Source organism: Stenotrophomonas sp. MMGLT7 (assembly GCF_021168555.1).
In the GTDB taxonomy this organism is placed as follows: Bacteria; Pseudomonadota; Gammaproteobacteria; order Xanthomonadales; family Xanthomonadaceae; genus MMGLT7.
The window spans coordinates 408,892-434,190 of sequence record NZ_JAJOZS010000003.1 but is presented as its reverse complement, the minus strand read 5'-3'; the positions used below and the strand labels follow the sequence as shown (position 1 = coordinate 434,190).

Annotated in this window: 20 protein-coding genes and 2 riboswitches; of the genes, 11 read left to right on the top strand and 9 right to left on the bottom strand. The window is 69.0% G+C overall.

All coding sequences use genetic code 11. From position 1 onward, the window contains the following. Positions 1-824 precede the first annotated feature (824 nt). The gene (locus LRX76_RS06595; protein ID WP_231803293.1) at positions 825-1,904 is read left to right on the top strand and encodes an Ldh family oxidoreductase; all 1,080 of its coding nucleotides are present in this window, start codon (positions 825-827) and stop codon (positions 1,902-1,904) included. Between the two features lie 85 nt (positions 1,905-1,989). Here LRX76_RS06595 and LRX76_RS06590 read toward each other — a convergent pair whose 3' ends face one another. Further along, positions 1,990-2,625 carry an alpha/beta hydrolase gene (locus LRX76_RS06590; RefSeq protein WP_231803290.1) on the bottom strand — a complete coding sequence of 212 codons (636 nt, stop codon included), beginning with the start codon at positions 2,623-2,625 and terminating at the stop codon, positions 1,990-1,992. A 168-nt stretch (positions 2,626-2,793) separates the two neighbouring features. Between LRX76_RS06590 and LRX76_RS06585 the strand changes: the two genes are divergently transcribed. Beyond that, a complete protein-coding gene (locus LRX76_RS06585; protein ID WP_231803288.1) occupies positions 2,794-3,267 on the top strand; it encodes a GNAT family N-acetyltransferase in 474 nt (157 codons plus the stop codon). A gap of 101 nt (positions 3,268-3,368) precedes the next feature. On the opposite strand, the gene LRX76_RS06580 is transcribed toward LRX76_RS06585, so the two are convergent. From LRX76_RS06580 to LRX76_RS06565, 4 genes are all read right to left on the bottom strand, one after another. Further along, the gene (locus LRX76_RS06580; RefSeq protein WP_231803286.1) at positions 3,369-5,750 is read right to left on the bottom strand and encodes a TonB-dependent hemoglobin/transferrin/lactoferrin family receptor; all 2,382 of its coding nucleotides are present in this window, start codon (positions 5,748-5,750) and stop codon (positions 3,369-3,371) included. Positions 5,751-5,881: 131 nt separating this feature from the next. After that, complete coding sequence (locus LRX76_RS06575; RefSeq protein ID WP_231803284.1) at positions 5,882-7,342, bottom strand: DUF2271 domain-containing protein; 1,461 nt, start codon at positions 7,340-7,342, stop codon at positions 5,882-5,884. A 14-nt stretch (positions 7,343-7,356) separates the two neighbouring features. Next, positions 7,357-8,301, bottom strand: coding sequence for an EF-hand domain-containing protein (locus LRX76_RS06570; protein ID WP_231803282.1), 945 nt, complete (start codon positions 8,299-8,301; stop codon positions 7,357-7,359). A 136-nt stretch (positions 8,302-8,437) separates the two neighbouring features. After that, positions 8,438-9,235: a DUF4198 domain-containing protein gene (locus LRX76_RS06565; protein ID WP_231803280.1), complete on the bottom strand. Its 798-nt coding sequence runs from the start codon at positions 9,233-9,235 to the stop codon at positions 8,438-8,440. A 464-nt stretch (positions 9,236-9,699) separates the two neighbouring features. Between LRX76_RS06565 and LRX76_RS06560 the strand changes: the two genes are divergently transcribed. The 9 genes from LRX76_RS06560 (at position 9,700) to LRX76_RS06520 (ending at position 21,044) form a co-directional block, all read left to right on the top strand. Then, a complete protein-coding gene (locus LRX76_RS06560; RefSeq protein WP_231803278.1) occupies positions 9,700-12,402 on the top strand; it encodes a bifunctional acetate--CoA ligase family protein/GNAT family N-acetyltransferase in 2,703 nt (900 codons plus the stop codon). A gap of 743 nt (positions 12,403-13,145) precedes the next feature. Next, entirely contained in the window at positions 13,146-13,811 is a 666-nt protein-coding gene (locus LRX76_RS06555) for a hypothetical protein (RefSeq protein ID WP_231803277.1), read from the top strand. A 289-nt stretch (positions 13,812-14,100) separates the two neighbouring features. Beyond that, a riboswitch (cobalamin riboswitch) is annotated at positions 14,101-14,329 on the top strand. A gap of 173 nt (positions 14,330-14,502) precedes the next feature. Further along, positions 14,503-16,956: a ribonucleoside-diphosphate reductase subunit alpha gene (locus LRX76_RS06550; protein ID WP_231803276.1), complete on the top strand. Its 2,454-nt coding sequence runs from the start codon at positions 14,503-14,505 to the stop codon at positions 16,954-16,956. A gap of 284 nt (positions 16,957-17,240) precedes the next feature. Continuing rightward, a complete protein-coding gene (locus LRX76_RS06545) occupies positions 17,241-18,281 on the top strand; it encodes a ribonucleotide-diphosphate reductase subunit beta (protein WP_231803275.1) in 1,041 nt (346 codons plus the stop codon). 98 nt (positions 18,282-18,379) lie between these two features. Beyond that, positions 18,380-18,889 carry a flavodoxin gene (locus LRX76_RS06540; RefSeq protein ID WP_231803274.1) on the top strand — a complete coding sequence of 170 codons (510 nt, stop codon included), beginning with the start codon at positions 18,380-18,382 and terminating at the stop codon, positions 18,887-18,889. Continuing rightward, positions 18,861-19,187 carry a thioredoxin family protein gene (locus tag LRX76_RS06535; protein WP_231803273.1) on the top strand — a complete coding sequence of 109 codons (327 nt, stop codon included), beginning with the start codon at positions 18,861-18,863 and terminating at the stop codon, positions 19,185-19,187. Before LRX76_RS06540 ends, LRX76_RS06535 begins: the two co-directional genes overlap by 29 nt. A 224-nt stretch (positions 19,188-19,411) precedes the next feature. Then, complete coding sequence (locus LRX76_RS06530) at positions 19,412-19,738, top strand: nucleotide pyrophosphohydrolase (protein ID WP_231803272.1); 327 nt, start codon at positions 19,412-19,414, stop codon at positions 19,736-19,738. A gap of 104 nt (positions 19,739-19,842) precedes the next feature. Next, on the top strand, positions 19,843-20,181 hold the full coding sequence (locus LRX76_RS06525) for a UDP-N-acetylglucosamine-peptide N-acetylglucosaminyltransferase (protein ID WP_231803271.1): 339 nt from the start codon (positions 19,843-19,845) through the stop codon (positions 20,179-20,181). Positions 20,182-20,591: 410 nt separating this feature from the next. Beyond that, entirely contained in the window at positions 20,592-21,044 is a 453-nt protein-coding gene (locus tag LRX76_RS06520; protein WP_231803270.1) for a hypothetical protein, read from the top strand. Between the two features lie 437 nt (positions 21,045-21,481). On the opposite strand, the gene LRX76_RS06515 is transcribed toward LRX76_RS06520, so the two are convergent. From LRX76_RS06515 to thiM, 4 genes are all read right to left on the bottom strand, one after another. After that, complete coding sequence (locus LRX76_RS06515; protein ID WP_231803269.1) at positions 21,482-21,952, bottom strand: NUDIX hydrolase; 471 nt, start codon at positions 21,950-21,952, stop codon at positions 21,482-21,484. Between the two features lie 164 nt (positions 21,953-22,116). Then, the gene (gene thiD, locus LRX76_RS06510) at positions 22,117-23,544 is read right to left on the bottom strand and encodes a bifunctional hydroxymethylpyrimidine kinase/phosphomethylpyrimidine kinase (protein WP_231803268.1); all 1,428 of its coding nucleotides are present in this window, start codon (positions 23,542-23,544) and stop codon (positions 22,117-22,119) included. Then, positions 23,541-24,209 (bottom strand): thiamine phosphate synthase, encoded by a 669-nt coding sequence (thiE, locus tag LRX76_RS06505; RefSeq protein ID WP_231803267.1) that lies wholly within the window; start codon positions 24,207-24,209, stop codon positions 23,541-23,543. The genes thiD and thiE overlap by 4 nt, the downstream gene beginning before the upstream one ends. Further along, positions 24,206-25,033 (bottom strand): hydroxyethylthiazole kinase, encoded by an 828-nt coding sequence (thiM, locus tag LRX76_RS06500; RefSeq protein ID WP_231803266.1) that lies wholly within the window; start codon positions 25,031-25,033, stop codon positions 24,206-24,208. Before thiM ends, thiE begins: the two co-directional genes overlap by 4 nt. After that, positions 25,026-25,121, bottom strand: a riboswitch (TPP riboswitch). (Overlaps the previous gene by 8 nt.) Positions 25,122-25,299: the final 178 nt, after the last annotated feature.

Below are 25,299 nucleotides of genomic sequence, written 5' to 3'. Positions count from 1 at the left end.
AACGGGAGAAGGGAGGTTCCGCGGCGACTCCGGATGAGCGAGCGCTGTTCCCTTCTCCCGCTTGCGGGGGAAGGTGCCCGAAGGGCGGATGGGGGCTGGTCGGGGCATGGGAAAGCCACAGCAAAAGCACCCTCATCCGGCGTTGCGCGCCACCTTCTCCCGTGGACGGGAGAAGGGAGATTCCGCGGTAATTCCGGATGGCCGAGTGTTGTTCCCTTCTCCCGCTTGCGGGGGAAGGTGCCCGAAGGGCGGATGGGGGTTGTCTGGAGCATGGGAGAGCCACCGCAAAAGCGCCCTCATCCGGCGCTGCGCGCCACCTTCTCCCGTGCACGGGAGAAGGGAGACTCCGCGGCGATTCCGGATGAGCGAGCGCCGTTTCCTTCTCCCGCTTGCGGGGGAAGGTGCCCGAAGGGCGGATGGGGGTTGGTTGGAGCATGGGAAAGCCACAGCAAAAGCACTCTCATCCGGCGCTGCGCGCCACCTTCTCCCATGAACGGGAGAAGGGTTGTCCCGGAACATGAAGAGACAGGCCTTCACTGGGGACGACGCGCAGATGGATGTCGGCACCTCGGTCCAGTGCATACGCAACAGCGGCGCGACCGGATGACGCACCCGAAGCCGGCGAAAGCCGGAGCGCTCGAGCGTAGGATTGTCTTGATCGCCCGGGGGCGCGCGCGGTGCCGGTGCTGGCGCCGCGCCGCGACCGCCGGGGCGACATGTCCCGCCTTCGGCACCGTCTTGCCCCGCGGACACGGCGGCGCCGCAGGTGGAGGAACGTATCGCCCGGCAAGACCGATGCCGGGCCCGATCCAGGTCCCCCATCGATGAACCAGATACTCGATCCCGATCAAGCCAGCGTCCTTCCCCCGCCCGCGCCAGAGCAGGTACGACTGTCATGGGACGAGGCCCAGGCGCTGGTGCAGCGCGCGTTGCAGGCGGCCGGCGCACTGCCGGAGAACGCGGCGCCGACGGCGCAAGCGCTGGTGCTGGCCGAGGCCCAGGGACTGGCCTCGCACGGACTGGGCCGCATTCCGTCCTACGTCGGCCACCTGCGCTCCGGGCGCGTGCTCGGCACGGTGCATCCCGTAGTCGCGCACCAGCGCGGCGCGGTCCTGCTGATCGATGCCCGCAACGGACTGGCCTTCGCCGCCTGCGCCCAGGGCATGCAACAGGCGCTGGAGATCGCGCGCCGCCAGGGCGTGGCGCTGCTCGGGGTGACCAACAGCCACCACGCCGGCGTGCTGGTCGACCACCTGCGCCCGGTCGCGGCCGCCGGCATGGTCGGCGTGGCCGTGGCCAACGCCTCGGCCTGCATGCCCGCGGCCGGCGGCAAGCGCGCGCTGTTCGGCACCAATCCGATCGCCGCGATCTTCCCCCGCCGCGCCGGCGCGCAGCCGGCCGATCCGATCATGATCGACCTGGCGCTGTCGGAGGTGGCGCGCGGCAAGCTGATGACCGCGGCGCAGCGCGGGCAGTCGATCCCGCTGGGCTGGGCGCTGGACCGCGACGGCCAGCCCACCACCGACCCGAAGGCCGGCCTCGAGGGCACGCTGCTGCCGATCGGCGCGACCACCAGCCCCAAGGGCGCGATGCTGGCGCTGATGGTCGAGGTCCTGGCCGGCGCCCTGCTCGGCGCCAACCTGGGCACTGAAATGGGCTCGTTCTTCACCCACGACGGTGCCCCGCTGCGGATGGGACACCTGTTCATCGTCATCGATCCCGGCGCACTGGCCGGACAGGACGGCTACTACGCCCGCGTCGAGGACCTGGTCTCGACCATGCTGGAGGAAGAGGGCGTGCGCCTGGCCGGCGCGCGCCGCCTGGCACTGGAGCGCCAGGCCCGCATCCACGGCGTGCAGATCCCGCGCGCGTTGTACGAGCAGATCGAGGAGCTGGCGCGCTAGACCTGCAGGCGCGGGCGCATCGGTACCCTGTCGAGGCCCGGCCATTGCGCTGGCAGCGGCTGCGCCGGCATCCGCCTGCGCCGGGTCAGACCGCCACCGCGCGCTGCACGTGCTCGACCACGGTGTCCAGCGCCCGCGGCAGGCAGCCCTTGAAGAAGTGGTCGGTACCCGCGAACACCACGACCGGGCGCTGGCGGCCCGCGGCCCATTCCAGCACGTTGGCCAGCGGCGAGAAGTCGTCGTCCTGCCCGTGCAGCAGCAGGGCGCGATCGGGCAGGGGCTGGGGCTCGTAGTCGCGGCCGCGGGGGACGGTGCCGACCGGCAGGCCCATCAGCGCGATCGCCGCGGCCGGTGCGGTGGCTTCCAGGCGGCAGGCCGCGCGCGCGTAGACGTAGGCGCCGAAGGAGAAGCCGACCAGCGCCAGCGGCAGCCCGGGATACTGCTGGCGCAGGTGCGCGGCGATGGCCAGGGTGTCCTCGGTCTCGCCGACGCCGTGGTCGTACTCGCCCTCGGAGCCCTCCACGCCGCGGAAGCTGGGACGCACCGCGATCCAGCCGGCATCGCGCAGCCGGCGCGCGGCGCTGTAGGGGACGATGTGCCGCGGCGAGCCGCCGAGCAGCGGCTGCGGGTGGCTGACCAGGGCGATGCCGCGCGGCGCGGCGGCCGGCATGTCCACGGCGATCTGCAGCTTCCCGGCCGGGCCGGGGACGAAAATGGGCATTGGGGGGTGTTGGATGGCAGGGGCGGCGGCAGCCGACGGGGACAAGGCGTGCGCGCATCGCGGGCACGTGGTCATCGTGCCGGGAGACAATGCAATGCACAACAGCGCGACGGCGTGGAGGGCATCGCGAGCGTGCGGTCGCCTGCGCCTGCCGGCCCGGAGCAACAGGTGAGGATCCGCGATTTCCGCATTGGCGACGAGCCCGTCCTGTGGGACGTGTTCTTCTCCGCGATACACGAGCTGGCCGCCCGCGACTACTCCGCCGAACAGGTCCACGCATGGGCGCCGGCGGACATGGATCGCGCGGCCTGGGCGGCCCGCATCCGCGCGCTGCAGCCCTGGGTGGCCGAGCACGAGGGCCGTGTCGCCGGCTATGCGGACCTGCAGCCGGACGGCTGCATCGATCACTTCTTCGTGTCCGCGTGCCACGCGCGGCAGGGCGTGGGCCGGGCGCTGATGGAGCACCTGCTGCGGCAGGCGCGGGGCCGGGGACTGGCCGAGCTGGCCGCCGACGTCAGCCGCACGGCGCAGCCGTTCTTCGAGCGTTTCGGTTTCGAGGTGGTCGAGTACCGCCTGCCGGTGCGCCGCGGCGTGGCGATTCCCAATGCGCGCATGCGCAGGGTGTTGCCGCCTGGCGGTTGATGCCGGCATCGGTGTCGTGGCCAGGAGGGAAGCTGCCGCGATATGCGCCGGCAATGGCATGCGGTGCCGGGATCGCTCCCTGCACCGCATGCGGGCATTGCTCAGAAGAACTCGTAGCTCAGGGTGACGCGCAGGTTGCGGCCCGGCTGCGACCAGCGGCCGATGCCGGCCTCGCTGGTGGCGCCGGAGAAGATCGCGGTGCCGGCGCCGACCGTACGCACCCGGTTCCACAGGTAGTACTCCTTGTCGAACACGTTGTAGACGCCGGCGGTGAGATGCAGCTTGGGGGTGATGTCGTAGCTGCCGAACAGGTCCAGCAGCGTGTACGCGCGCGCCTTGTAGGCGTACACCGGGACCACTTCGGCACCGTAGCTGCCGTTGGTCACGCTGGTGCCGTAGTCGGACGGGTCCTTGCGCTCCTGGTGGGTGACGTTGGCGGTCAGGCTCCAGCGCCGCGACGGCGCACTGTAGCTGAGCCCGGCCACGGCCTTGGCCGGGCTGATGCTGCCCAGCGGCTGGCCGTCGTTGTCCTTGCCCTCGTTGTACGAATAGGCCAGCCGCGCCAGCCAGTCGTCGGCGAGCAGCCACATGCCCTCGGCCTCCACGCCCTTGACCGTCACCTCGCCGCGGTTGATCGGCATGGTGTAGGTGTAGCCGTTGCTGATGGTGGTCTGGCCGCGCACGGTGGTGCTGTACTGCACGTCCTCGTCGGCGACGTACTCGGCGGTGTCGATGAAGTTGCTGTACTTGTCGCGGAACGCCGACACGCCCAGGCGCAGGCGGTCGCTCTGGTAGCGCCAGCCCAGCTCGATGCTGATGCTGCGCTCGGCCTCCAGGTCCGGGTTGCTCCTGCCGTCCGGGACCGTCACCGTGGCGCCGTCGGAGACGCGGGTGACCTCGGTGGTCGAGGAGCTGCCGTACATGTCGTTGACGCCGGGGGCGCGGAAGCCGCGGCCGAACTGCGTCCACAGCGACTGGGTGTCGGTGAACTTGAACTCGGCGCCCAGGTTCCAGGTCGGCGAGGAGAACTTGGAGGTGCCCACGCTGCCGGCTTCATCGGTGTAACCGGAGTTGCCGCCGGCGGTGGCGGCGGTCTGCGGCACGTACTTGTAGCTGTCGTAGCGCAGGCCGCCGGTCAGGATCAGGCGGTCCTCCAGTAGCCGCACCTTGTCGCGCACGTAGGCGGTCCAGTCGGTTTCCTTGGTGTCCGGCCACAGCGAGGGATCGGTGTCGCGGCTGACCAGCGCGCCGGTGTTGTCCCAGCGCGAATCGACCGAGTTCCAGTGGATCTTGGCCTGCTGCCAGGCGGCACCGTAGACCAGGTCGTGATGCAGGCCGCCGGCGTCCAGGCTCTTGTCCAGGTCGATGGCTACGCGGTCGCGCTTCTGCGTGTCCCAGCGGTTCTCCTGGCGCGAGCACAGCGCGGCCACGGTGCAGGGCGTGGTGCCGGTGGTGCCGCTGGCGACCAGGACGTTGGTCTGGCCCTGGATGTAGTTCTTCTGGTGGTCGGCGGTGGCCTCCAGGGTGTCGAACAGGCCGATGCCGGCCTTCCAGGTGTACTTCAGCCCGTAGCGGTCGCGGTCGTTGCGGTCCACCGCGGTGCGCTCGTAGTAGGAGCCGGTGCCGTCGCTGCGGCTCCAGTTGTCGACGTCGTTGGTGGCGCGCGCGCGCTCGTAGACCACGCCCAGGGTCTGCGTGTCGGTGGCGAGGAAGTTGAGCTTGGCCAGCAGGTTGTCGCTGTCGCGGTCGATCGGGTCGGGCGTGCGGCGGCCGACGCCGAGCCGGTCGATGGTGGTGTCGTACCAGGATTCGGTCTCGTGGCCCTTGCGCTTGGTGTACACCAGCAGCGATTCGAACCTGCCGGTGCGGTTGGCGAAGGTCAGCGTGCCCATGTTCTCGTCGCTGGAGCCGGTGTAGCCGTACTTGATCGCGCCGTAGCTGTCGTTGCCGCTGGCCTTGAGGAAGTCGCCCGGATCCTTGGTGGTGAACATCACCGCGCCGCTGAGCGCGCCGCTGCCGGCGGTGATCGCGTCGGGACCCTTGACGATCTCCACGCTCTTGACCGCCTCCAGGTCGACGCTGCCGCGGCCGGAGCGGAAGAACTCGTAGGGCTGGTAGGTGCCCGGGTCCATGCTCTGCGGGAAGCTCAGCCCGTCCAGGGTGATCGCCACCCGGTCGGCCTCCAGGCCGCGGATGTTGAAGCCGTTGAAGCCGGCGCGGCCGAGATCGACCATCTCCACGCCGGGCACGTAGCGGATGGCGTCCTCCATGCTCTGCGCGCCCTGCTGCTGCAGGTCCTTGGACGACAGCGTGGTGACGTTCTGGTTGTCGGACTTCTTGCGCGTCTCGATGACGTGGATGGGGTCGAAGGTGGTGTCGGGCGCCGGCGCGTCGGCGGCGGTGGCGTCCTCGGCATGGACGGCGATCGGCGCGGTCAGGCAGGAGGAAACTGCCAGCGCAAGCAGGGTGGGACGGAACTTCATGGATGTCTCCGCAGAGGGGTGGTTGAACGGGTCCGCACCGCAGCGATGCGGCGGTGCGGGGACTTCCTGGCTGCGGATGGCCGGCGGGCGGCGAGTCGTGCGTTGCTGGGAAAGAGAGGGGTATCGGTCGGCTAGGGCGCTTCCGCCCGGCCGTGCAGCGAAACCAGGCCGACCTCGGATTCGCCATGGCCCTGCACCTGGGGCGCATGCCGCGCGTCCAGCGCGAACGGCAGCGCCAGCAGCTCGTGGCCGCCGTGCTCGCGCGCGGCTTCCACGCGCAGCACGTAGCGGCCGGGCGGCATGGCGCGGCCGGCATCGTCGCGGCCGTCCCAAGCCACCGTGTAGCGGCCGGGGGCGCGGGTCGGGCGGGCGATGCCGAGCGCGCCGGCCGGGTCGTTGCGGCCGTAGTTGCGCCACCAGGCCGGCAGCTCGCCGAGCCAGCGGCCGCGGTCGCCGAGCACGTGCAGCTGGCGCACCGCGCCGCCGTCCTCGCGCTCGATCCACAGCGCGACGTAGGGCTGGCGGTAGCCGGCGGCGGCCGGTGGCGGCGGGATCTCGTAGTCGATCAGCACCTGCGGCGTCGCCTGCGCTGCCTGCCCGGCCAGCAGCGCCGGCCAGCGTGCCGAGGCGAAGGCGATGCCGGTATCGCTGACGATCAGTGCGGCGGCGCCGTCGGTGGCGTCGGCCAGGGCGATGCCGTCGCGGATCGGCAGCACCGTCAGCGCGGTGGCCAGCGCGTCGGCGGTGGCGGCGTCGGCGGCCACCACGGTCGCCGCCGGGGCGAAGGCCAGCGGCCAGCCGTCCTGCGGGTCGAGGATGTGGCTCAGGTGGCGGCGGCCGATGTCGTAGCCGCGGCTGCGGTGGCCGCTGGCTGCGATGGCCTGCGAATGCAGCCGCACCTGGGCGATGCCGTCGGTGTTGTCCAGCGGTCGCTGCGGATCGGCGATGGTCACCGGCCAGGCGCTGCCGTCGGCGCGCGTGCCCCAGTACACGGCGTCGCCGCCGATGTCGATGGCGATGCCGCGGGCCGCGGGCGCGGCCTTGCGGGCGCGATCGAGCGCGCGATCGAGGATGTAGCCCTTGGCGATGCCGTCGACGTCGTAGCGCAGGCCGCTGGCCGTATCCAGCGGGCCGCTGGGTGGCGGCTGCAGTGCCGCCAGCGCCCGCGCCTGCCGGCGCAGCTCGCCGCGATCGGGCAGCTGCTGCGCGGCCTGCGCCTGCCGCCAGCGCGCGATCGGCCCGCCGAGCCGGCAGCTGAAGGCGCCGCTGCTGCGCTCGCGCCACTGCTCGCATGCCTGCAGCACCGCGGTGGTGTCGGCCGGCAGCGCCTGCACGTCGAGGCGGCCGTCGTTGTAGGCCGACAGCGCACTGTCGGCCCGCCAGGTGCTCAGCTCTGCCTCCAGCCGCGCGATCTCGGCCAGCGCCGCCTCGACGGCGCGGCCGGCGTGGCGGTCGTCGCCTTCCACCTGCATCTGCAGCGACGTGCCGAGCACGCCTTCGCGCTGCACCGGCGGGGCGGCCCACGCCCCGGCCTGCAGCGCCAGCCACAGGCCGATGCCGCCGGCCCATACGCGGGAGGGATGGCTGCGCATGATCGTGCGATCCGTCAGTTGGTCTTGCCGCGAGCGGCCGCTGGAGGCTGTGGGCGCGGCGGGGGCGGCAGCTTGGCGTCGGCCTCGTCGACCGTGCCGTCATGGTTGCGGTCGGCCATATCGAAGGTGCGCTTGCCCGAGGCCTGGTACTCGGCGAAGGTCATCGCGCCGTCCTTGTCGGCATCGAGCACGCCGAAGCGCACGTGCGCCTGCTTGTCCTCGCCCTGGTCCAGGGTGGCGATGCGGCGATCCAGGCGTTCCTCGTACTCGGCCAGGTACTCGTCCTGGTCCAGCACGCCGTCGCGGTTGCGATCGCTGCGGGCGAACTGGGCGTCGCGGTCGCGGTCGTACTCGGCCTTGTCCACCTTGCCGTCGCCGTTGCCGTCGTACAGCGCCAGGAAGCCTTCGGCGCTGTGGCTGGTCGGCATCGCCAGCAGGCCCGGGCGGCGGTCGGAGCGGGCCGCGCCGGCGGCATCGTGGGCGTTGCCGGGCTTGTCCGCCTTGTCCTTCGCGGTCTTGTCCTTGGCGGCCTTTTCCGCCAGCGCGCGCTGGCCGCCTTCCCAGGTCCTGGCGCCGGCGGCGTCGAATTCGGCGCGCGAGACGGTGCCGTTCTTGTCGCTGTCCAGCGCGGCGAAGCGCACCTTGGTCTGCTCGACCTGCGCGCTGCGCTCCTGTTCCAGCTGCTGGCGCACGCGGTCGGCGAATTCCTGCACGTATTCGTTCTCGTCGACGGTGCCGTTGCCGTTGCTGTCGGTGGCATCGAAGCGCTGGCGGCGGAAGGCCTCGAACTCGGCCCAGGTGAGGCGGCCGTCGGCGTTGCCGTCGTGCTGGGCGATGAAGGCCTGCACGTTGTTGCCGTGGCCGCCGACCAGCGGCGCGTTGGCGGCGGTCTGGGCGTGCAGGTGGAGCGGGGACAGCAGCGCGCACAGGATCGCGCCGGTGAGTACGCCAGTCTTCATGGGTAGGAACCTTCTGTTGGAGTGATGGACATGGATGAAGCACAGGCTTGCCTGGAGCCGAGCTGGCTCGGCTGAAGCTTTCCCGGTGCAGTCCCAGCCGAGTCCCCGAAAAGGGGGTGCAAGCACAAGCCCGGCTCTACTGTTCGAGTACGTGGAACGTGAGCGTGTAGCTGTTGCTGTACTCGGCCACCGCCGCACCGGCCGGGGCCGGCGTGCGATAGCGGCTGAGCGCCAGCCAGGTACCGGCGTCGCGCAGCGTGACCCGCACACGTCCCTGGGCATCGCTCAGCAGCGTCTCGGTGTGCGGCTTGCGGTCGGAGGTCCACACCGCCTCGGTGATCTCCACCTTCTGCGCGGGCAACGGCTTGCCGTCGTACTGCACGATGAATTCGAAGTGCTCGCCGACGTACAGGTCGCTCGGGTGGGTGGCCGCGACGAACTCCAGGCCGGTGCCGCGCGCGGCCAGCGCACCGCGGTCGGGAGCGCCCACGCTGACGTAGGTCTCGGCCAGGGTCAGCGACTGGAAGTCGGAGATCACCTTGGCGCCGGCGGGGATCCTGGTGGCCGGATCGCGCGAGCTTTCGCGCTTGCCGTCCACCTCCCAGGTGCGGAACAGCGCGCCCAGCCGCGGGCCGGTGCTGAAGCGGTAGGTACCGGCCGCCTTGGGCAGGGTGTGCTCGGCGACGGTGCGGGTCTTCAGCGTCTGCACGGTGTCCGGCGCGACGCTGCTGCCGTCCGGGCCGGTCACGCTGAAGCGGCTGTCGTCGAAGGCGGCCTCGGGGACGAAGAAGGTTTCGGCGAACGAGGCGTCCAGCGCCACGGTCTGTCCGGGGCGCGGGGCGAAGTCGCTGGGAGCCAGATAGGGCGTATGGGCCGAGGCGGCCATCGCCGCGGCCCAGGCCAGGGCGCCGGCCAGCAGGTTCAGCGGTTTCATGGGGTGAGGTCCTGTCGATCGAGGGATCGCTGGCAGGACCTCCATGGTCGGGCGCTGGCTGACGGCGCGCATTCTACACGCTAAACGGGAATTGTTATCAACAAGTGAATGCGCGTTGCGTCCGGACATCTGAAATCCCCCCGGATCCCCTTCTCCCGCTTGCGGGGGAAGGTGGCGCGAAGCGCCGGATGGGGGAGCTTTTGCTGTAGCTCTCCCATGCTCCAAACAGCCCCCATCCGCCCTTCGGGCACCTTCCCCCGCAAGCGGGAGAAGGACACTTTTCTGTTGCCATCTGTGATGAAGAGACAGGGCTGCGCCGGGACGACATCCACGAAGGTCGCATGCAGGAAAAATCGCCACTGGACACCCCTGGACCGAACGGATGCCCCAGCGATCGCGCCGCGGCATGCCGTGCCCGGCGTGCCCGTGTAACGTGTAGCCGATCCGCCCGCCCTACGCCCGCAATGAGTACCTACCACCTGCAGCAGGTCTTCCGTCCCCAGTCCGTCGCCATCGTCGGCGGCAGTCCGCGCGAGCATTCGGCGGGGCGGGCGGTGGTACGCAACCTCAAGGACGCCGGCTTCCCGGGACGCATCGGCTGGGTCAGCCCGCGCTACCGCGAGATCGACGGCGTGCGCACGGTGCGCAAGCTCACCGCGCTGGACTGGGTGCCCGATCTGGTGGTGATCACCGCGCCGGCGCGGATGGTGCCGCGCATCGTCACCGTGGCCGCGCGCCGTGGCGTGGCCGCGGCGATCATCCTCACCGCCGGGCTGGGCCAGGGAGAGGGATCGCCGGCGGCACGGGTGGAGGCGACCGCGCGTGCCTGCGGCATGCGCATCCTCGGCCCGCACTGCCTGGGCGTGATCGCCCCGCATGCGCGGCTCAACGCCTCCATCGCCGCACACAGCCCGCAGGCCGGCGACCTGGCGCTGGTGTCCGAGTCCAGCGCGATCGCCGCCGCGCTGGTGGAGTGGGGCGTGGCGCGCTCGGTCGGGTTCTCGGCGGTGGTGTCGCTGGGCGAGACGGTGGACGTGGACTTCGGCGACCTGCTGGACTACTTCGCCACCGACTACCGCACCCGCGCCATCCTGCTGTACGTCGAGCACATCGGCGATGCGCGCAAGTTCATGTCGGCCGCGCGCGCCGCCGCGCGCGCCAAACCTGTCGTGGTGGTCAAGTCCGGCCGCCATGCCCGCGCCAGCCTCAACGCCGAGACTCACGTGCAGGCGCTGGCCAGCTCGGACCTGGTCTACGGCGCCGCCTTCAACCGCGCCGGCCTGCTGCGGGTGACGGCGCTGGACGAACTGTTCGCCGCGGCCGAGACGCTGGGGCGGCTGGGCACCTTTCCCGGGCGGCGGTTGGCGATCCTCAGCAACGGCGGCGGCGTCGGCCGGCTGGCGGTGGACCAACTGCTTGCGCTCAACGGCACCCTGGCCGGCCTGTCCGACAAGACCGTCGAGCAGCTCGACCAGCACCTGCCGGCGGACTGGTCGCGGCAGAATCCGGTGGACATCGTGGTCGATGCCGACGGCGAGCGCTACGCCGCGGCGGTGCAGGCGCTGCTCGACGACCCCGACAACGACGCGGTGCTGGTGGTCAACGTGCCCACCGCGTTCACCTCCTCGGCCGACGTGGCGCAGGCGTTGACACGCACCCTCGGCCAGCGCCCGCACCACTACCGCGAGAAGCCGGTGTTCGCGGTGTGGCTGGGCAACGACGACCGCGCCACCGCACTGCTCAACGCCGCCCACGTGCCGACCTACGCCACCGAGTCCGACGCGGTGCGCGGCTTCACCCACCTGGTGCGCTACCGCGAGGCGCAGGCGGCGCTGATGGAGACCCCGCCGAGCCTGCCGGAGGACTTCGTCGTCGATGCCGAGGCCGCGCGCGCGCTGGTCGAGCAGGCGCTGGCGGCCGGGCAGCACCTGCTCGACCCGTTGGCCACCACCCGGCTGCTGGCCGCCTACGGCATCCCCGCGGTGCCGGTGCTGTTCGCCGCCGACGGCGAGCAGGCCGCGGCGGCGGCCGCGCCGTTGCTGGCGACCGGTTCGGCGGTGGCGGTGAAGGTGCTCTCGCCCGATATCGCGCACAAGTCCGACGTCGACGGCGTGCGCCTGAACCTGGCCAGCGGGCAGGCGGTGCGCGAGGCGGCTGACGAGATCCTGGCCCATGCGCGCCGTCTGCGCCCGGATGCGCGCATCGACGGCGTGGTGGTGCAGGCCACGTTGCAGCGGCCCAAGGCGCGCGAACTGATCGCCGGCATCGCCGACGATCCGACCTTCGGCCCGGTGATCGTGTTCGGCCGCGGCGGCACCGCGGTGGAGGTGATCGACGACAAGGCGCTGGCGCTGCCGCCGCTGGACCTGCGGCTGGCGCACGAGCTGATCGGCCGCACCCGCGTCAGCCGCATCCTCAAGGGCTACCGCGACGTGCCGGCGGCCGACGAGCGCGCGGTGGCGCTGGTGCTGGTCAAGCTGGCGCAGCTGGCCGCCGACATCCCCGAGATCGTCGAACTGGACATCAACCCGCTGCTGGCCGACCGCGACGGCGTGATCGCGCTGGACGCGCGCGTGGCGGTGGCGCCCACCCGCAGGCTGCACAAGGGCCGCGGCCATCCGCGCTTCGCCATCTTCCCTTACCCCAAGCAGTGGGAGCGCCACATCGCCTTGAGCGACGGCGCCGCCGCCTTCGTGCGCCCGGTGCGGCCGGAGGACGATGCGCTGTTCCGCGCCTTCTTCGCCCGCGTCACCGACGACGACCTGCGGCTGCGCTTCTTCCAGTCGGTCAAGCATTTCAGCCACGAATTCATCGCCCGCCTGACCCAGCTCGACTACGCGCGCTCGATCGCGCTGGTGGCGATCGATCCGAAGACCGGCGACATGCTCGGCGCGGTACGGCTGCATGCCGACGCCGACTACGAGCGCGGCGAGTACGGCATCCTGATCCGCTCCGACCTCAAGGGCCACGGCATCGGCTGGCAGCTGATGAAGATCATGATCGAGTACGCCGGTTGGCTGGGGCTGAAGACGGTCGAGGGCCAGGTGCTGCGCGAGAACCGCCACATGCTGGCGATGTGCGAGAGCCTGGGCTTCGGCATGCGCGCCGACCCGGACGACGCCTCGCTGATGAACGTGAAACTGCCGGTGGACGCCAAGCTGGGCTAGGCGGTGTCCGGCCGGCGTGCGTCGTCGCCGCCGCGGACGCCCGTTGCGCGTCCGGGGAAATCCGGCCGTCGCTCCCGCGCAGGCAGGAGGTCATGGACGCCGCCGCGATCGGTCAGGGCGACCCTGGATCCCCGCGTTCGTGCACGCTGTCGGGAGAAGACGCCCGGCCGCTGTCGGCCGCAGCGGTGCGACTCATATCCGGAAGACGGGAAGAACCGAATATCCGGAAAAACCGAGTACACGGGGAAAAACCGAACCCGTCGTCCCCGCGCAGGCGGGGACCCCATGCTTGTGCCTTGAAGGACGAATCACTCTGAGATCCATGGATGACCGGTTTCATCGAGACAGTCGCTGGATTCCCGCCTGCGCGGGGACGACGGGTACACGGATGTCGGCGATCGGGCACCGGCTAGCCGAGGCGGCTGTCGCCCCCTCCCTTGCGCGCAAGCGCAGGGGAGGGCTGGGGAGAGGTGCCGTTGCTGTGGCTTTTAGCTTTGCCCCCTCGGCAATGGGCTTGCGGCAACCCGGCAGTTGAAGGACGGGAAGCAAGTGCACCCCTCCCCATCCCTCCCCTTCGCCTTCGGCGAAAGGGAGGGGGAACGCGGCGGCAGGATTTCGGAGCGGCGAAAGGAAGGGGGCGGTGCGCGTGGGCATGTCGTACCTTTGCGCTTTCGCACCTTCCGCGTGGGCTCCGTTCACCCGGGTTGCGGCAGCATGGCCCGATCCTGCAGCGGAGACACGGCATGGGCACTCGGTTCGGATGGATTTTCCCGCTGTCTGCCGCCCTGCTCCTGGCGGGGTGCGGCGGCAACGGCGCCCCGGCATCGGCCACGCATCCCTCCGGCGCGTCCGCCGCACCCGCGCCCGAACCCGCGGCGCAGGCGCCGCCCGGGCGGCCGGCGCCGATCTTCAGCGACGACGCCATCGGCCTGAGCCTGGACCCGGTGGCCGGCATGACCCTGTACCGCCACTTCCACCGCGACTATGCGGCCGGCGAGAGCTGGAAGGCGTTCGCGCCGGCCGACAGCCGCGGCCGCGCGCTGGCGGCGCTGGTGCTGGACGGCTCCAACGACATCACCGCCGCGGAGATGCGCATCGGCGTCAGCGACAACATGCTGGACGTGGCGCAATGCCTGCAGCCGCCGGCCGGGATCAGCGGCGATCCGGACCAGGTCGAGATCGGCAACGTGGCCTTCGTCCACTTCACCGCCGGCGACGCGGCGATGAGCCACTACATGCAGGTCGACGGCTACCGCAGCGTGCGCAACGGCCGCTGCGTGGCCATCGACCTGATGGTCAGCGGCACCCGCCCCGAGGTCTACGACCCGCCGCGCGCGGTGCCGTTCCAGCCGCAGCAGGCGCGCGAGCGCCTGCACGCCGCACTGTCGGCGGTGCACTGGACGCGCTGAGCGGCAGCCCATCCGGCCCCGGGCCCGTCCCGCGCGTCGTCGCGGTGCGGGGGCACGGGGGGCCCGATGCCCTGTCGGCATGAGCTCATGCCGACGGGACGCGGGGCGGGCCGCCGGCGGGAGGCAACGCCTGCTTTACCGGCACGCTCCAACCGCCCTCCAGGCGCTTGACTGCGCAGCCGCGATCGGCATCCGCGGCCCGGACACGGGCGGTTCCACGGGCGAGGGACCGGGCCGCAAGGGTTCCACGGACGCCCCTAGATTTGGTGTTGACCTGGATCAATGACCCCCCTATCTTGTGGCCGTCGGTGCCGGCGACCCCAAGTTGCCGGCTTTGAAAGGGAAGCTGGTGCGACGCCTTCTACGGTCAAGTCCAGCACTGCCCCGCAGCGGTAATTGGGAACCAACCCGCCCCACAGCACTGGCGCCGCAGGCACCGGGAAGCGGCGGGGACGGGAGGAAGGCGCCGCCTTCCGTGCCCATGAGTCCGAAGACCTGCCGACAGCCGCGCGAAGCACCGCGCGCGGTGCCGGCCGAACAGTCTCCGGGGGGAGATGGCTGGCGCAGCATGGCCGCCGCGCGTTTCTCGCGGCAGCAGGCCCTGCGACGCCATCAGACCACCCTGCAGGCCCGGCCGCCGCAGCCCACGGGGTCGGGTCGCGGAAGGCGTGCGCCACGCATGGAGTAAGACATGTCCCAGACCGAAAGCCTGCCCGCCTCCAACGCCCGCCAGGAAGACTGGCCCGAGTCCACCCAGGACGCCACCATGCCCATCGCCTCCACCACCCCCGAACCCGCCGCCGAGCCGGTCGCCGTCGAGCCCAGCAACGACCAGCGCGCGGTGACCTGGATCGTCAAGGAAGGCGGCAACCGCCGCATGGCCTTCGACCGCTCGCGCCTGCAGCGCTCGCTGGACCGCATCCACGCCGAGTTCCCGCAGCTGGACATCGGCGACTACCAGGAGCGGGTGTTCTCCTTCATCGAGAAGAAGGAGAGCCTGTCGGCCGACGACATGGTCGACTACATGATCCGCGAGGCCGAGTCGCGCGTGGACATCACCAGCCCGCAGTGGGAGTTCTTCGCCGCGCGCCTGTACCTGGCCCGCCTGTACAAGCGCGCCAGCAAGAACCGCTTCTACGACGTGGAGCAGAAGTACGGCTCCTACGTCGGCCTGCAGGAAAGCCTGGCCGACCGCGGCGTGTACTCGATCGACATCCTCAAGAACTACTCCAAGGACGAGCTGGCCGAGGCGGCGCAGCTGATCGATCCCGAGCGCGACAAGCTGTTCAACTACAACGGCCTGTACCTGCTGGCCACCCGCTACCTGGCCACCGACCACTCGCGCCGCGTCTACGAGCTGCCGCAGGAGCGCTGGCTCACCATCGCCCTGTACCTGATGCAGAACGAGGCCGGCACCGGCGCGGGCGGGCGCGAGCGCCGCATGCAGCTGGTCGGCGAGGCCTACTGGGCGCTGTCCAACCTGTACATGACCGTGGCCACGCCGACGCTGCAGAACGCCGGCAAGGTCGGCGGCCAGCTGTCGAGCTGCTTCATCGACACCGTCGACGACAGCCTGCAGGGCATCTACGACTCCAACACCGACGTGGCGCGCGTGTCCAAGGGCGGCGGCGGCGTCGGCGCCTACCTGGGCTACGTGCGCTCGTCCGGCTCCTCGATCCGCGGCGTGCCCAACTCCTCCGGCGGCGTGGTGCCGTGGATCAAGCAGCTCAACAACACCGCCGTGTCGGTGGACCAGCTCGGCCAGCGCAAGGGCGCCATCGCCGTGTACCTGGACATCTGGCACAAGGACATCGAGGCGTTCCTGGACCTGCGCCTGAACAATGGCGACCAGCGCCTGCGCGCGCACGACGTGTTCACCTCGATCTGCGTCCCCGACCTGTTCATGGAGACGGTCGAGCGCCGCGGCGACTGGTACCTGTTCGACCCGCACGAGGTCAAGGAGATCAAGGGCTGGTACCTGCAGGACTTCTTCGACGAGACGCGCGGCGAAGGCAGCTTCCGCGAGAAGTACGAGGAAGTGGTGGCCGACGAGCGCATCGGCCGCAAGGTGGTCAAGGCCATCGACATCTTCAAGCGGATCATGATCAGCCAGCTGGAGACCGGCAACCCGTTCATGTTCTACCGGGACGAGGTCAACCGGATGAACCCGAACAAGCACCAGGGCATGGTCTATTCGTCCAACCTGTGCACCGAGATCCTGCAGAACATGAGCCCCACGCGGATGATCCAGGAGGTCATCAGCGGCGACCAGATCGTCACCACCAAGAAGGCCGGCGACTTCGTGGTCTGCAACCTGTCCTCGATCAACCTCGGCCGCGCCGTCACCGCCGCGCCGGACCTGCTGACCCAGGACGTGCTCGAGCGCCTGATCCGCGTCCAGGTGCGCATGCTCGACAACGTCATCGACCTCAACGACCTGCCGGTGCCGCAGGCCACCATCACCAACCAGAAGTACCGCGCCATCGGCCTGGGCACCTTCGGCTGGCACCACCTGCTGGCGCAGAAGTGCATCGACTGGAACTCGCCCGACGCCGAGCAGTACTGCGACGAGCTGTACGAGCGCATCAACTACCTGACCATCCAGGCCAGCATGCTGCTGGCGCAGGAGAAGGGCGCCTACAAGGTGTTCAAGGGCAGCGACTGGCACACCGGCCAGTACTTCCGGGCGCGCGGCTACGACAGCGAGCAGTGGCGCGATCTGGCCGCGCAGGTGAACGCCAACGGCCTGCGCAACGGCTGGCTGCTGGCGGTGGCGCCGAACATGAGCACCGCGCAGATCGCCGGCTCCACCGCCTCGATCGACCCGATCTACAGCGTGTTCTACTACGAGGAGAAGAAGGACTACCGTCGCCCGGTGGTGGCCCCGGACCTCACCCTGGACAACTACCCGTACTACGAGAAGGGCGCCTACCGGGTGGACCAGTTCGCCAGCGTGCGGCAGAACGCGCGCCGCCAGCGCCACGTCGACCAGGCCATCAGCTTCAACTACTACGTGCCCAGCACCATCCGCGCCAGCACCCTGCTTGAGCTGCACATGACCGCCTGGCGCGAGGGCCTGAAGACCACCTACTACGTGCGCTCCAACGACATCGACATCGCCGAATGCGAGTGGTGCTCGAGCTGACCGGATTCCCCGCTTCCCCGGGCGGAAGGGAATGTCACTTCCGCTGGCGGAAGCGCACGTTGAACGTCGGTTCTCCCGCGCGCGGGAGCGCAGGCGGAACCTCCCTTCTCCCGCAAGCGGGATGACATCTTGAATCTTCCTTCTCCCGCATGCGGGAGAAGGTGCCCCGAAAGGGGCGGATGAGGGCAGCTCCACGCCTTCGCCTCCCCGCGACGGAAGCTGACACGTAAACCGCACCAACCGCCACGCGCGCCCCCGGCGCGCCGCGCATCGACAGGAACACCATGGCAACCCCCCTGGAACGCATCAAGATTCTCGAGCCGCTGCATCCCAACCGCTCCACCGGGATCATCAACGGCACCACCTCCGGCATCCTCAACTGGAACGACATCCCCTACCCGTCGTTCTACCGCGCCTACAAGGAGCTCTCCACCAACTTCTGGATCCCGGACGAGGTGGACATGAAGGGCGACGCCAAGCAGTATGGCGAGCTGTCCGCGCGCGAGAAGAACGCCTACGACTCCATCATCGGCCTGCTGGCCACGCTGGACTCGCCGCAGACGCGCTTCATCTACAACGTCGCCGAGTACATCACCGACCCGGCCGCGCACGCCAACGCCGCGATCATCGGCCAGCAGGAAGTGATCCACAACGAGAGCTACAGCTACGTGCTGGCCTCGATCACCGACCTGCAGAACCAGAACCGGGTGTTCGAGATCGCCCGCACCCATCCCACGATCATCAAGCGCAACGCGCCGATCATGGGCGCCTACGACGACTTCATGCGCGAGAAGACCGGCGAGACGCTGCTGCGCGCGCTGATCCAGTCCTCGATCCTGGAAGGCATCAACTTCTATTCCGGCTTCGCCTACTTCTACAACCTGGTGCGGCAGAACCGCATGACCGGCACCGGCAAGATCATCAGCTTCATCAACCGCGACGAACTGGCCCACTCCAAGTTCATCAGCGAGGTGATCCGCGCCATCGTCGGCGAGAACGAGGAGCTGCAGACCAACGAGCTGACCGACTACGTGCACGGCGCCTTCAAGCACGCCATCGAGCTGGAGACGCAGTGGACCAGCGAGGTGCTCGACGGCATCGACGGCATCGACGTGGACGAGATGATCCGCTACGTGCAGTACCGCGCCAACAAGATGGCCGGCATGCTCGGCATCGAGAAGATCTACGCCGAGACCAGCGACAACGTGATGCCGTGGATCAAGGCCTACGCCGACAACTTCACCGAGACCAAGACCGACTTCTTCGAGATGCGCAACGCCAGCTACAAGAAGACCAACTCGGACAACGGCTTCGACGATCTTTGAGGAGCTGGGATTCGGGATTCGGGATTCGGGATTGGCAAGTGCAGAAAACCGGACCGATTTTTCCCAATCCCCAATCCCGAATCCCCAATCCCGCCACCATGCACATCCTCCTCGCCTACGCCTCGCTAAGCGGCAACACCCGCGAAGTGGCCCGGCAGATCGCCGGCCACTGCGAGGCGGCCGGGCACGAGGTGGTGCAGCTGCACACCGACATCCAGACCCTGGACGGCGTGCTCGGCGATCCCGCGCGCGCCGCGCGGTTCGACCTGCACCTGCTGGGCAGCTGGACCGACAACGCCGGCCGCACCCCGTCCGAGATGAAGCGCTACATCGAAGCGCTGGTGGCCGCGGCCGGCCGCGAGATCGACGTGGCCGTGTTCGGTACCGGCGAGACCCAGTGGGGCATGGAGTACTACTGCGGCGCGGTCAAGCGCATCGCCCGCTTCTTCGGCAGCCGCCATCCCGCCCTCGAGATCGAGCAGATGCCGCACGGCGAGCGCGACGCCGCCCGCATCGCGCAATGGACCGCCGGCGTGCTCGCTTCCCACCACGACCCGCTCACGCACAAGAACGACCCCCATGCAGACCATCACCGCCACCTCGCCTGACGAATTCGACGCCGCCCTCAAGGCCCACCCGCAATTGCTGGTGGACTTCTACAAGGACAACTGCCCCGGCTGCCGCATGCTCGACATGTCGCTGCAGAAGTTCGCTGCCAGCGAGGCCGCCCAGGGTGTCACCCTGCTCAAGGTGAAGCTGGAAACCGTCGGCGAGGCCTTCTTCATCGGCCTGGGCCTGCGGCAGACGCCGACGCTGGGCGTATACAGGGACGGCACCGAGGTGGCGCGTCTGGCGGGATTCCAGTCGCCGGCGCAGGTGGAGGCGGCGGTGGGCAGGCACCTGTAGGCCGGTACGGTTCGTCAGGGCTGTTACGCCGTGGATTACGCTGCATAACACCGCTTTCGGATAGAAGTCGCATAACACGGTCCGGAAGCCACGTTGTTGCCGGGCGATCATCGCCCGATACGCTGACAAGCCAAGCGTTTCTTCCGTTTCCATGCCGATGCGGAGGGTGGACACTAGGTGCAACGCCTCGTATTTGGGGCTGAATAGTAATCAGGCGGCATAACATGAACTTCAGTGATCTCGAACAAGCAGCGCTGCAGCTAAACGACCTGTACGAACAGCTGGAGATCAAGCGCTGGGGTCGCGTCTGGAGCACGCAGGAGCTGGCGCTCGGATTCATGGGTGATGTCGGCGACCTAGCGAAGCTGATCCAGGCCCACGCCGGCGTCCGCACAATCGATGACCATCAAGCGAAACTGGGTCATGAACTGTCAGACTGCTTGTGGTCAATTATGGTTCTGGCCAACAAGTGTGGAATTAATCTCGAGGCGGAGTTCATCCGGAACACGCGCGAGATCTCCGCATACGTGACGGGCGAGCTCGCCAAGTAGACGATAGCCGTCTAACAGTTCATTCAAGCCGATGTCGCTTCGCGGTGCGGCTTAACTCAGGCGTTAGGCCCCATATGAACTCTCTCGCAGATGCAAAGGCGCTCATGAACGACATTCAGCGGCATCCAGGTCGTTTCGCGCTGAACATAGCAGAAGCTGAGCGCATCCTTCGGGTGGCCGCACAGAAGGAACCCCAGAACGCAGAGGTGCTCACATGCTTGGGCGCAGTGCTAAGTGATGCCGGCAAACATCCAGAGGCAACTCAGGTTCTGCGCGCCGCTATCGGCGTGGGTTCGCAAGATCGCAATACGTATTTCAATCTTGGAGTCGCTCTCATCAACTCTGCTGATCACGAAGAAGCTATGAGCTACTTCAGGCGGGCGTCCGGTTTACGTTCCTCGCCGAATACGTGGGAGGCGTATTTTGACCCTCAGGCGCACTGAGCTGCGGCCTGACAATTTATTCAAGCCGACGCCGCTTCGTGGCGCGGCTTAATCCAGACGTCAGGTGGTAGTGTTGTTGATATTGTGTGGTTTCCGTCTTGGGCAACACATCTGGCGCTTCGCTGGTCAGCTCCGGGCGGTAGTCCTCATGTCCACGACCATCGGTCAGGGCATCGCTTCGCCGTCTGGCTCGGTTGTTCCACTACGCTGATTGCCTCCGGCTTCTGCCACGTCTAGCGGCAAGTACCACGTGCAAGCCTCGACCTCACAATCTGTGGCATGCTCGGCACGTGGCGGCGGTGCTGGGGAGCACGGTCCGTGGTTTACCAACTCCTGGCATCATCGCCTGACAACTCATTCAAGCCGCACCGGCTTCGCCGGTCAGCTCAATTCAGACGTTAGGGGGCGTGATGAAACTCTGGCAGCGACGGGCGATAGGCATTCTTACCCTTGGCGGGGGCTCCGTGGGTTTCGCGGCTGCGCTTTCTTTGATTTTGACGCGCAGCAATCCTATCGAGTGGCCGTTCTGTATTGGATTTATCGCCATCTATACTTGCGGCATTTGGTGCGGCGTGCAGTTGCTAGAGGGCAAGCCTGGGGCTGAACGGTCCGCGGTCAAGTATTGGCTCATCCAGATCCCCGCCTTTGGCTCTCCCCTTTTCGGCTATTTCTTGTCCAGTGGCTTCCATACAACTGTTTCACTCCAAGTCTTCCCTCTTAAGCTCAATGCCAACTTTTTACTCGGTAGCACCTTCAACTACTCGCTGATGCAGACTGGAAGCCCTTGGTTCGTTGGAGTCAACCTATTTGCAATTGCGATCACATGGTGGTTGGTCCGCAAGGCTACGCAGACCGGCCCCTAACAATCCGTAAGCGGATGCCGCTTTATGGTGCGGCCTAATTTCGGCGTTCGGGCGCCTTAAGGAGATAAGCGGTGAGTGAGGTAGAAGCATGCAGTCCGGCAGTCGGCTATTTGTGGCCGCAATTGCTTTTATGTTTGTGGGCGTTACTTGGGCTCCACTGTTCCTAGGCTGTTCCATCATCCTTCTTGCAGCGGCGCAGTATCGACGCAACAGGATCATTGGGGTGGTCGGCGCGGCGACTGGCCTGGCATTTCTGCTTATGGTGCTGGGTTATGGTCTCGGAAAGGACTTGGCGCTGCGGGACAACGCACAGACGGCTGTAGGGTATTCGAGCCATGCGCCCTAGCAATTCGCTCAAGTCGACGCCGCCATGACGAGGGCAGCCTGCCGCTTGTGGCGGCCGAGAAGGTAACTGGAAGAATCCGGAAACCTCAAGATTAGGTTCCCTCCTTCCGATCCTCCAGTTCAGCCCGGCGACCTCTAGACTGCGCGGCAACTTCCCGCTCGTACAAAGCGGCAGCCTGTCGCGCGACCTCGGCGACATCGGGGCTGAGCGCAATTCCCGCGTCGTCGAGTTCGTCGAGGCCGAACCATCGTGCTTCGAGCGCGTCGTCGCCGGCGATGGGTTCGCCCGATCTCCATTCGCACAGGACCGCGATCAGAACGAAATGCCGGCGAAGCCGATCGCCCTCATCGCGGTCGAACACATCGACGGCAGTGAAGACCCGGTGCGCTTCGGCGTGGACTCCGGTTTCCTCCCGAAGTTCGCGCACCGCCGCGTCTTCTATCCGTTCTCCGCTCTCGATCTTCCCGCCCGGGAATCCCCAGCGACCGGCGTCGGGCGGGTTGGCTCGCCGCACCAGGAGTACCTTGCCGTCGCGAAAGACCGTGGCGATGGCCGCGGCCACCGGACGTGGGGCCGGTTCGCCTTGGGAAGTACGCGTGATTCTCGATGACATGACAGCCTTTTGTATGCGCCCCGAGAAGGATCGGGGAGCGGTATCCGTTCGTTGAAGAAGCCGCTCGCAGATGTTTCCGCCGACGCGGCGCGTGGAGCGACCGAGCGTACCCATCACCGCGTCGGCGCAAGAAAGAACTCCAGTTCATGCCGCATCGAGCGCTCGAAGCCGAGCGTCATCCGCGCGCGTTGTGCCGTGTCGGCGTTGCCGGCGGCGCGGTCGGTGATGGCGATGGCGGTTCGCGTCGCTTCCTCGAAGGCGGGATCGCCGTAGGTGCCGAGCCAGTCGTGGTACGGGTGGGCGTCGTGGTCGGCTGCGGCCAGGCGCCGGCCGAGGTCGGCATAGAGCCAGAAGCACGGCAGCACCGCGGCGACGACCTCGGCGTACGAGCCGGTGCCGGCCACGGCATGCAGGTGGTTGACGTAGGCCAGCGTGGTTGCGGCCGGTTCGCTGTGGATGCCGTCGAGGCGGGAGCGATGCAGCTCGGCCTCGGTGGTGAGCGCGGTCACCGCGCACTGTGCCCAGAACGCCTGTTCAGCAGCGCTGGCGGCGAGAACGCTGGCGCGTGCGAGCACACGGGAGTAGTCCGACAGGTAGAGCGCGTCCTGGGCGAGATACCAGCGGAACCGGGCCGGGTCGAGCCGGCCGCTGCGCAGTCCGGAGACGAAGGCGCAGGCGTCGACCCGGGCGCGCAGGTCCGCCGTCCGCTTCCATGCGCCATCGCACCAGCCGGTCGCGGGCAGATGCGGGCGCAACTCGTGGAAGTGGTCGACGGGGCCGTTGCCGGTGCCGACATCGAGGGCGGCACCGTGCTCGATGGCGCCGACCAGCCAGGTCTTGGCCCGGGCCAGCGCATCGGGCCAGGACAGTCCGGAGGCGGCGAGGGTGGCCATCGCGGAGGAGAGCGAGCAGCCGGTGCCGTGGGTGGCGCGGGTGGCGATGCGCCGGCCGGCGACTTCGGTCACGTCGTTGGCGGTGACGATCGCGTCCGGGCAGTCCTCGGCCACGAGGTGGCCGCCCTTGAGCAGCACCGTCGTGCGGCTGGCGGTCGCAAGCGCCTTGGCCTGGGCCACGGCCTGGTCCCAGGTGGTCGCCGCGGGCGCGTCCACGAGTACGCCGAGTTCGGGGATGTTGGGGGTGACCAGGTCGACGTGGTCGCACAGGCCGCGGATCGCCTCGGTGGCCTGGCGATCGATGAGCGCGTGGCCGCTGGTGGCGACCATGACCGGATCGAGCACGCAGATCGGCGGGTGCGTGCGCGCCAGCCAGTCGGCGACGGCCGCGATCAGCGGTGCCGAGTGCAGCATGCCGAGCTTGACGGCGTCTATCCGCACGTCGTCGCTGACGGCATCGAGCTGTTCGACCAGGAACGCGACGGGCGGGACGTGCACCGTGCGCACGCCCTGGGTGTTCTGCGCGACCAGTGCCGTCACCACCGCCATGCCGTAGCCGCCGAGTGTGCCGATCGATTTCAGGTCGGCCTGGATGCCGGCGCCGCCGCTGGGGTCAGTGCCGGCGATGCTGAGTACGCGTGGGATCATCGCGGTTGCGCTCCCGTGGCGGTGGCGAGCGTGCCGCTCAGATCCCGGGCCGCCTGCTGCGGGTCGGGCGCGCGGCAGATCGCCGAGACCACGGCAACCCCGGCCGCACCGGCCGCGCGCAGCGCCGGGACGTCGGCCGCGACGATGCCGCCGATGGCGACGCAGGGCAGGGGCGAGGCGGCAGCGAACGCGGCGAAGCCGTCGATGCCGAGTACCGGCGGATGGTCGGGTTTGGAGCCGGTGGCGCGGATCACCCCGACGCCGAGATAGTCGAGGGTGCCGGGAGGCATCGCGATCGCCTCGGCCAGGTGGGACGGCGTGTCCGCGGTCCAGCCGATCAGTGCCTGCGGCCCGAGCAGGCGTCGTGCCGTGGCCGGGGCGATGTCGTCCTGTCCCAGGTGCACGCCATCCACGCGGGCGCCGGCGTCGATGGCGGCGAGCGCCACGTCGGTACGGTCGTTGACGATCAGCGCCGCCCGTCCCCGCGTGACTTCGGAGAGCGCGCAGGCCTGGGCGACCAGGCGCCGCGCGGGCGTGCGCTTGGCCCGCAGCTGGACCACGGTCACGCCGCCGTCGAGTGCCTGGGCGGTGATCTCCAGCAGTCGCGGGAAGGGGAGTTCCTCGTCCGTGACCAGGTGCAGCGCGAGGTCGAAGCCAGCGGTCATCGCAGCATCTCCGCGGGCGCGTCCAGTGCGAGCCGGGCAAGGCGCCCGGGCTGGTCGAGCGCGGCCGGCTCCAGCGCCGCTAGCGCATCGAGGAAGGCCACGGCGAAGCTTCCCGGCCCGTCCGCGCGGGCCGCCGCGTGCTCGGCGGCGGCCGAATGCACCACCGATGCGGCGATGGCCGCGGGCAGCGCCGCGCACACGCCGAGGAAGGCGGCCATGGTCGCGCCGAGGGAACAGCCGCCCCCGGTCACCCGGGTCAGCAGCGCATCGCCGCCGGATACGCGCACGACCTCGGTGCCGTCGGTGATCAGGTCGACGGGGCCCGAGACCGCGACCACCGCCCCGCAGCGCCGGGCGATCGCCGCTGCCGCCGCCAGCGCGGCTTCCGGGGTATCGATCGCATCGACGCCGCGTCCGCCTTCTCCCATCCCGGCGAGCGCGAGTATCTCCGAGGCGTTGCCGCGGACGATCGCCGGGCGGGCGGCGAGCAGCTGCGAGGCCAGGGCGGTGCGCACCGGCAGGACGCCGACCGCGACCGGATCGAGCACCCATCGCCGGGTGGCGGCGGGAACCTCGAGCGCGGCCGCGCTCTGTCCCGGGGTGGGCGTGCCCAGGTTCACCAGCACGCCGTCGGCGATGGCGGCGAAGATGGACGACTCGCCGGGAATGTCGACCATCGCGGGCGTCGCCCCGAGCGCCAGCAGCACGTTCGCGGTGAAGCCGGTCACCACCGAGTTGGTGATGCACTGGACCAGGGGTGTGCGGGCGCGGAGCAGGCGCAGGGCCTCGCCCGGTGACGGCGGAAACGGTACTGCAGCGTTCATCGTTTGACTTCCCTTCGCGAGTCCTAACTCGATCAGGTTCGACGGGTGTGATCTCAGCCCGCGACCGCGGGCACCCCGAATCATTGGGCGGAATCTAGCACATGGCGTCGGCCGCGGGTCGGGCGGCTTGGTCCCGCGGTCCGCTCGTCCTGCAGTGGACGGAGGCCCGGACAAAGTACCCGGCAGACCCGCCTGGCCGGCGCGAACGCCAGCTGCAACAGGCGTTCGCTACGGTGTCCGTTGCCTGGACGCCACGACACGGCAGG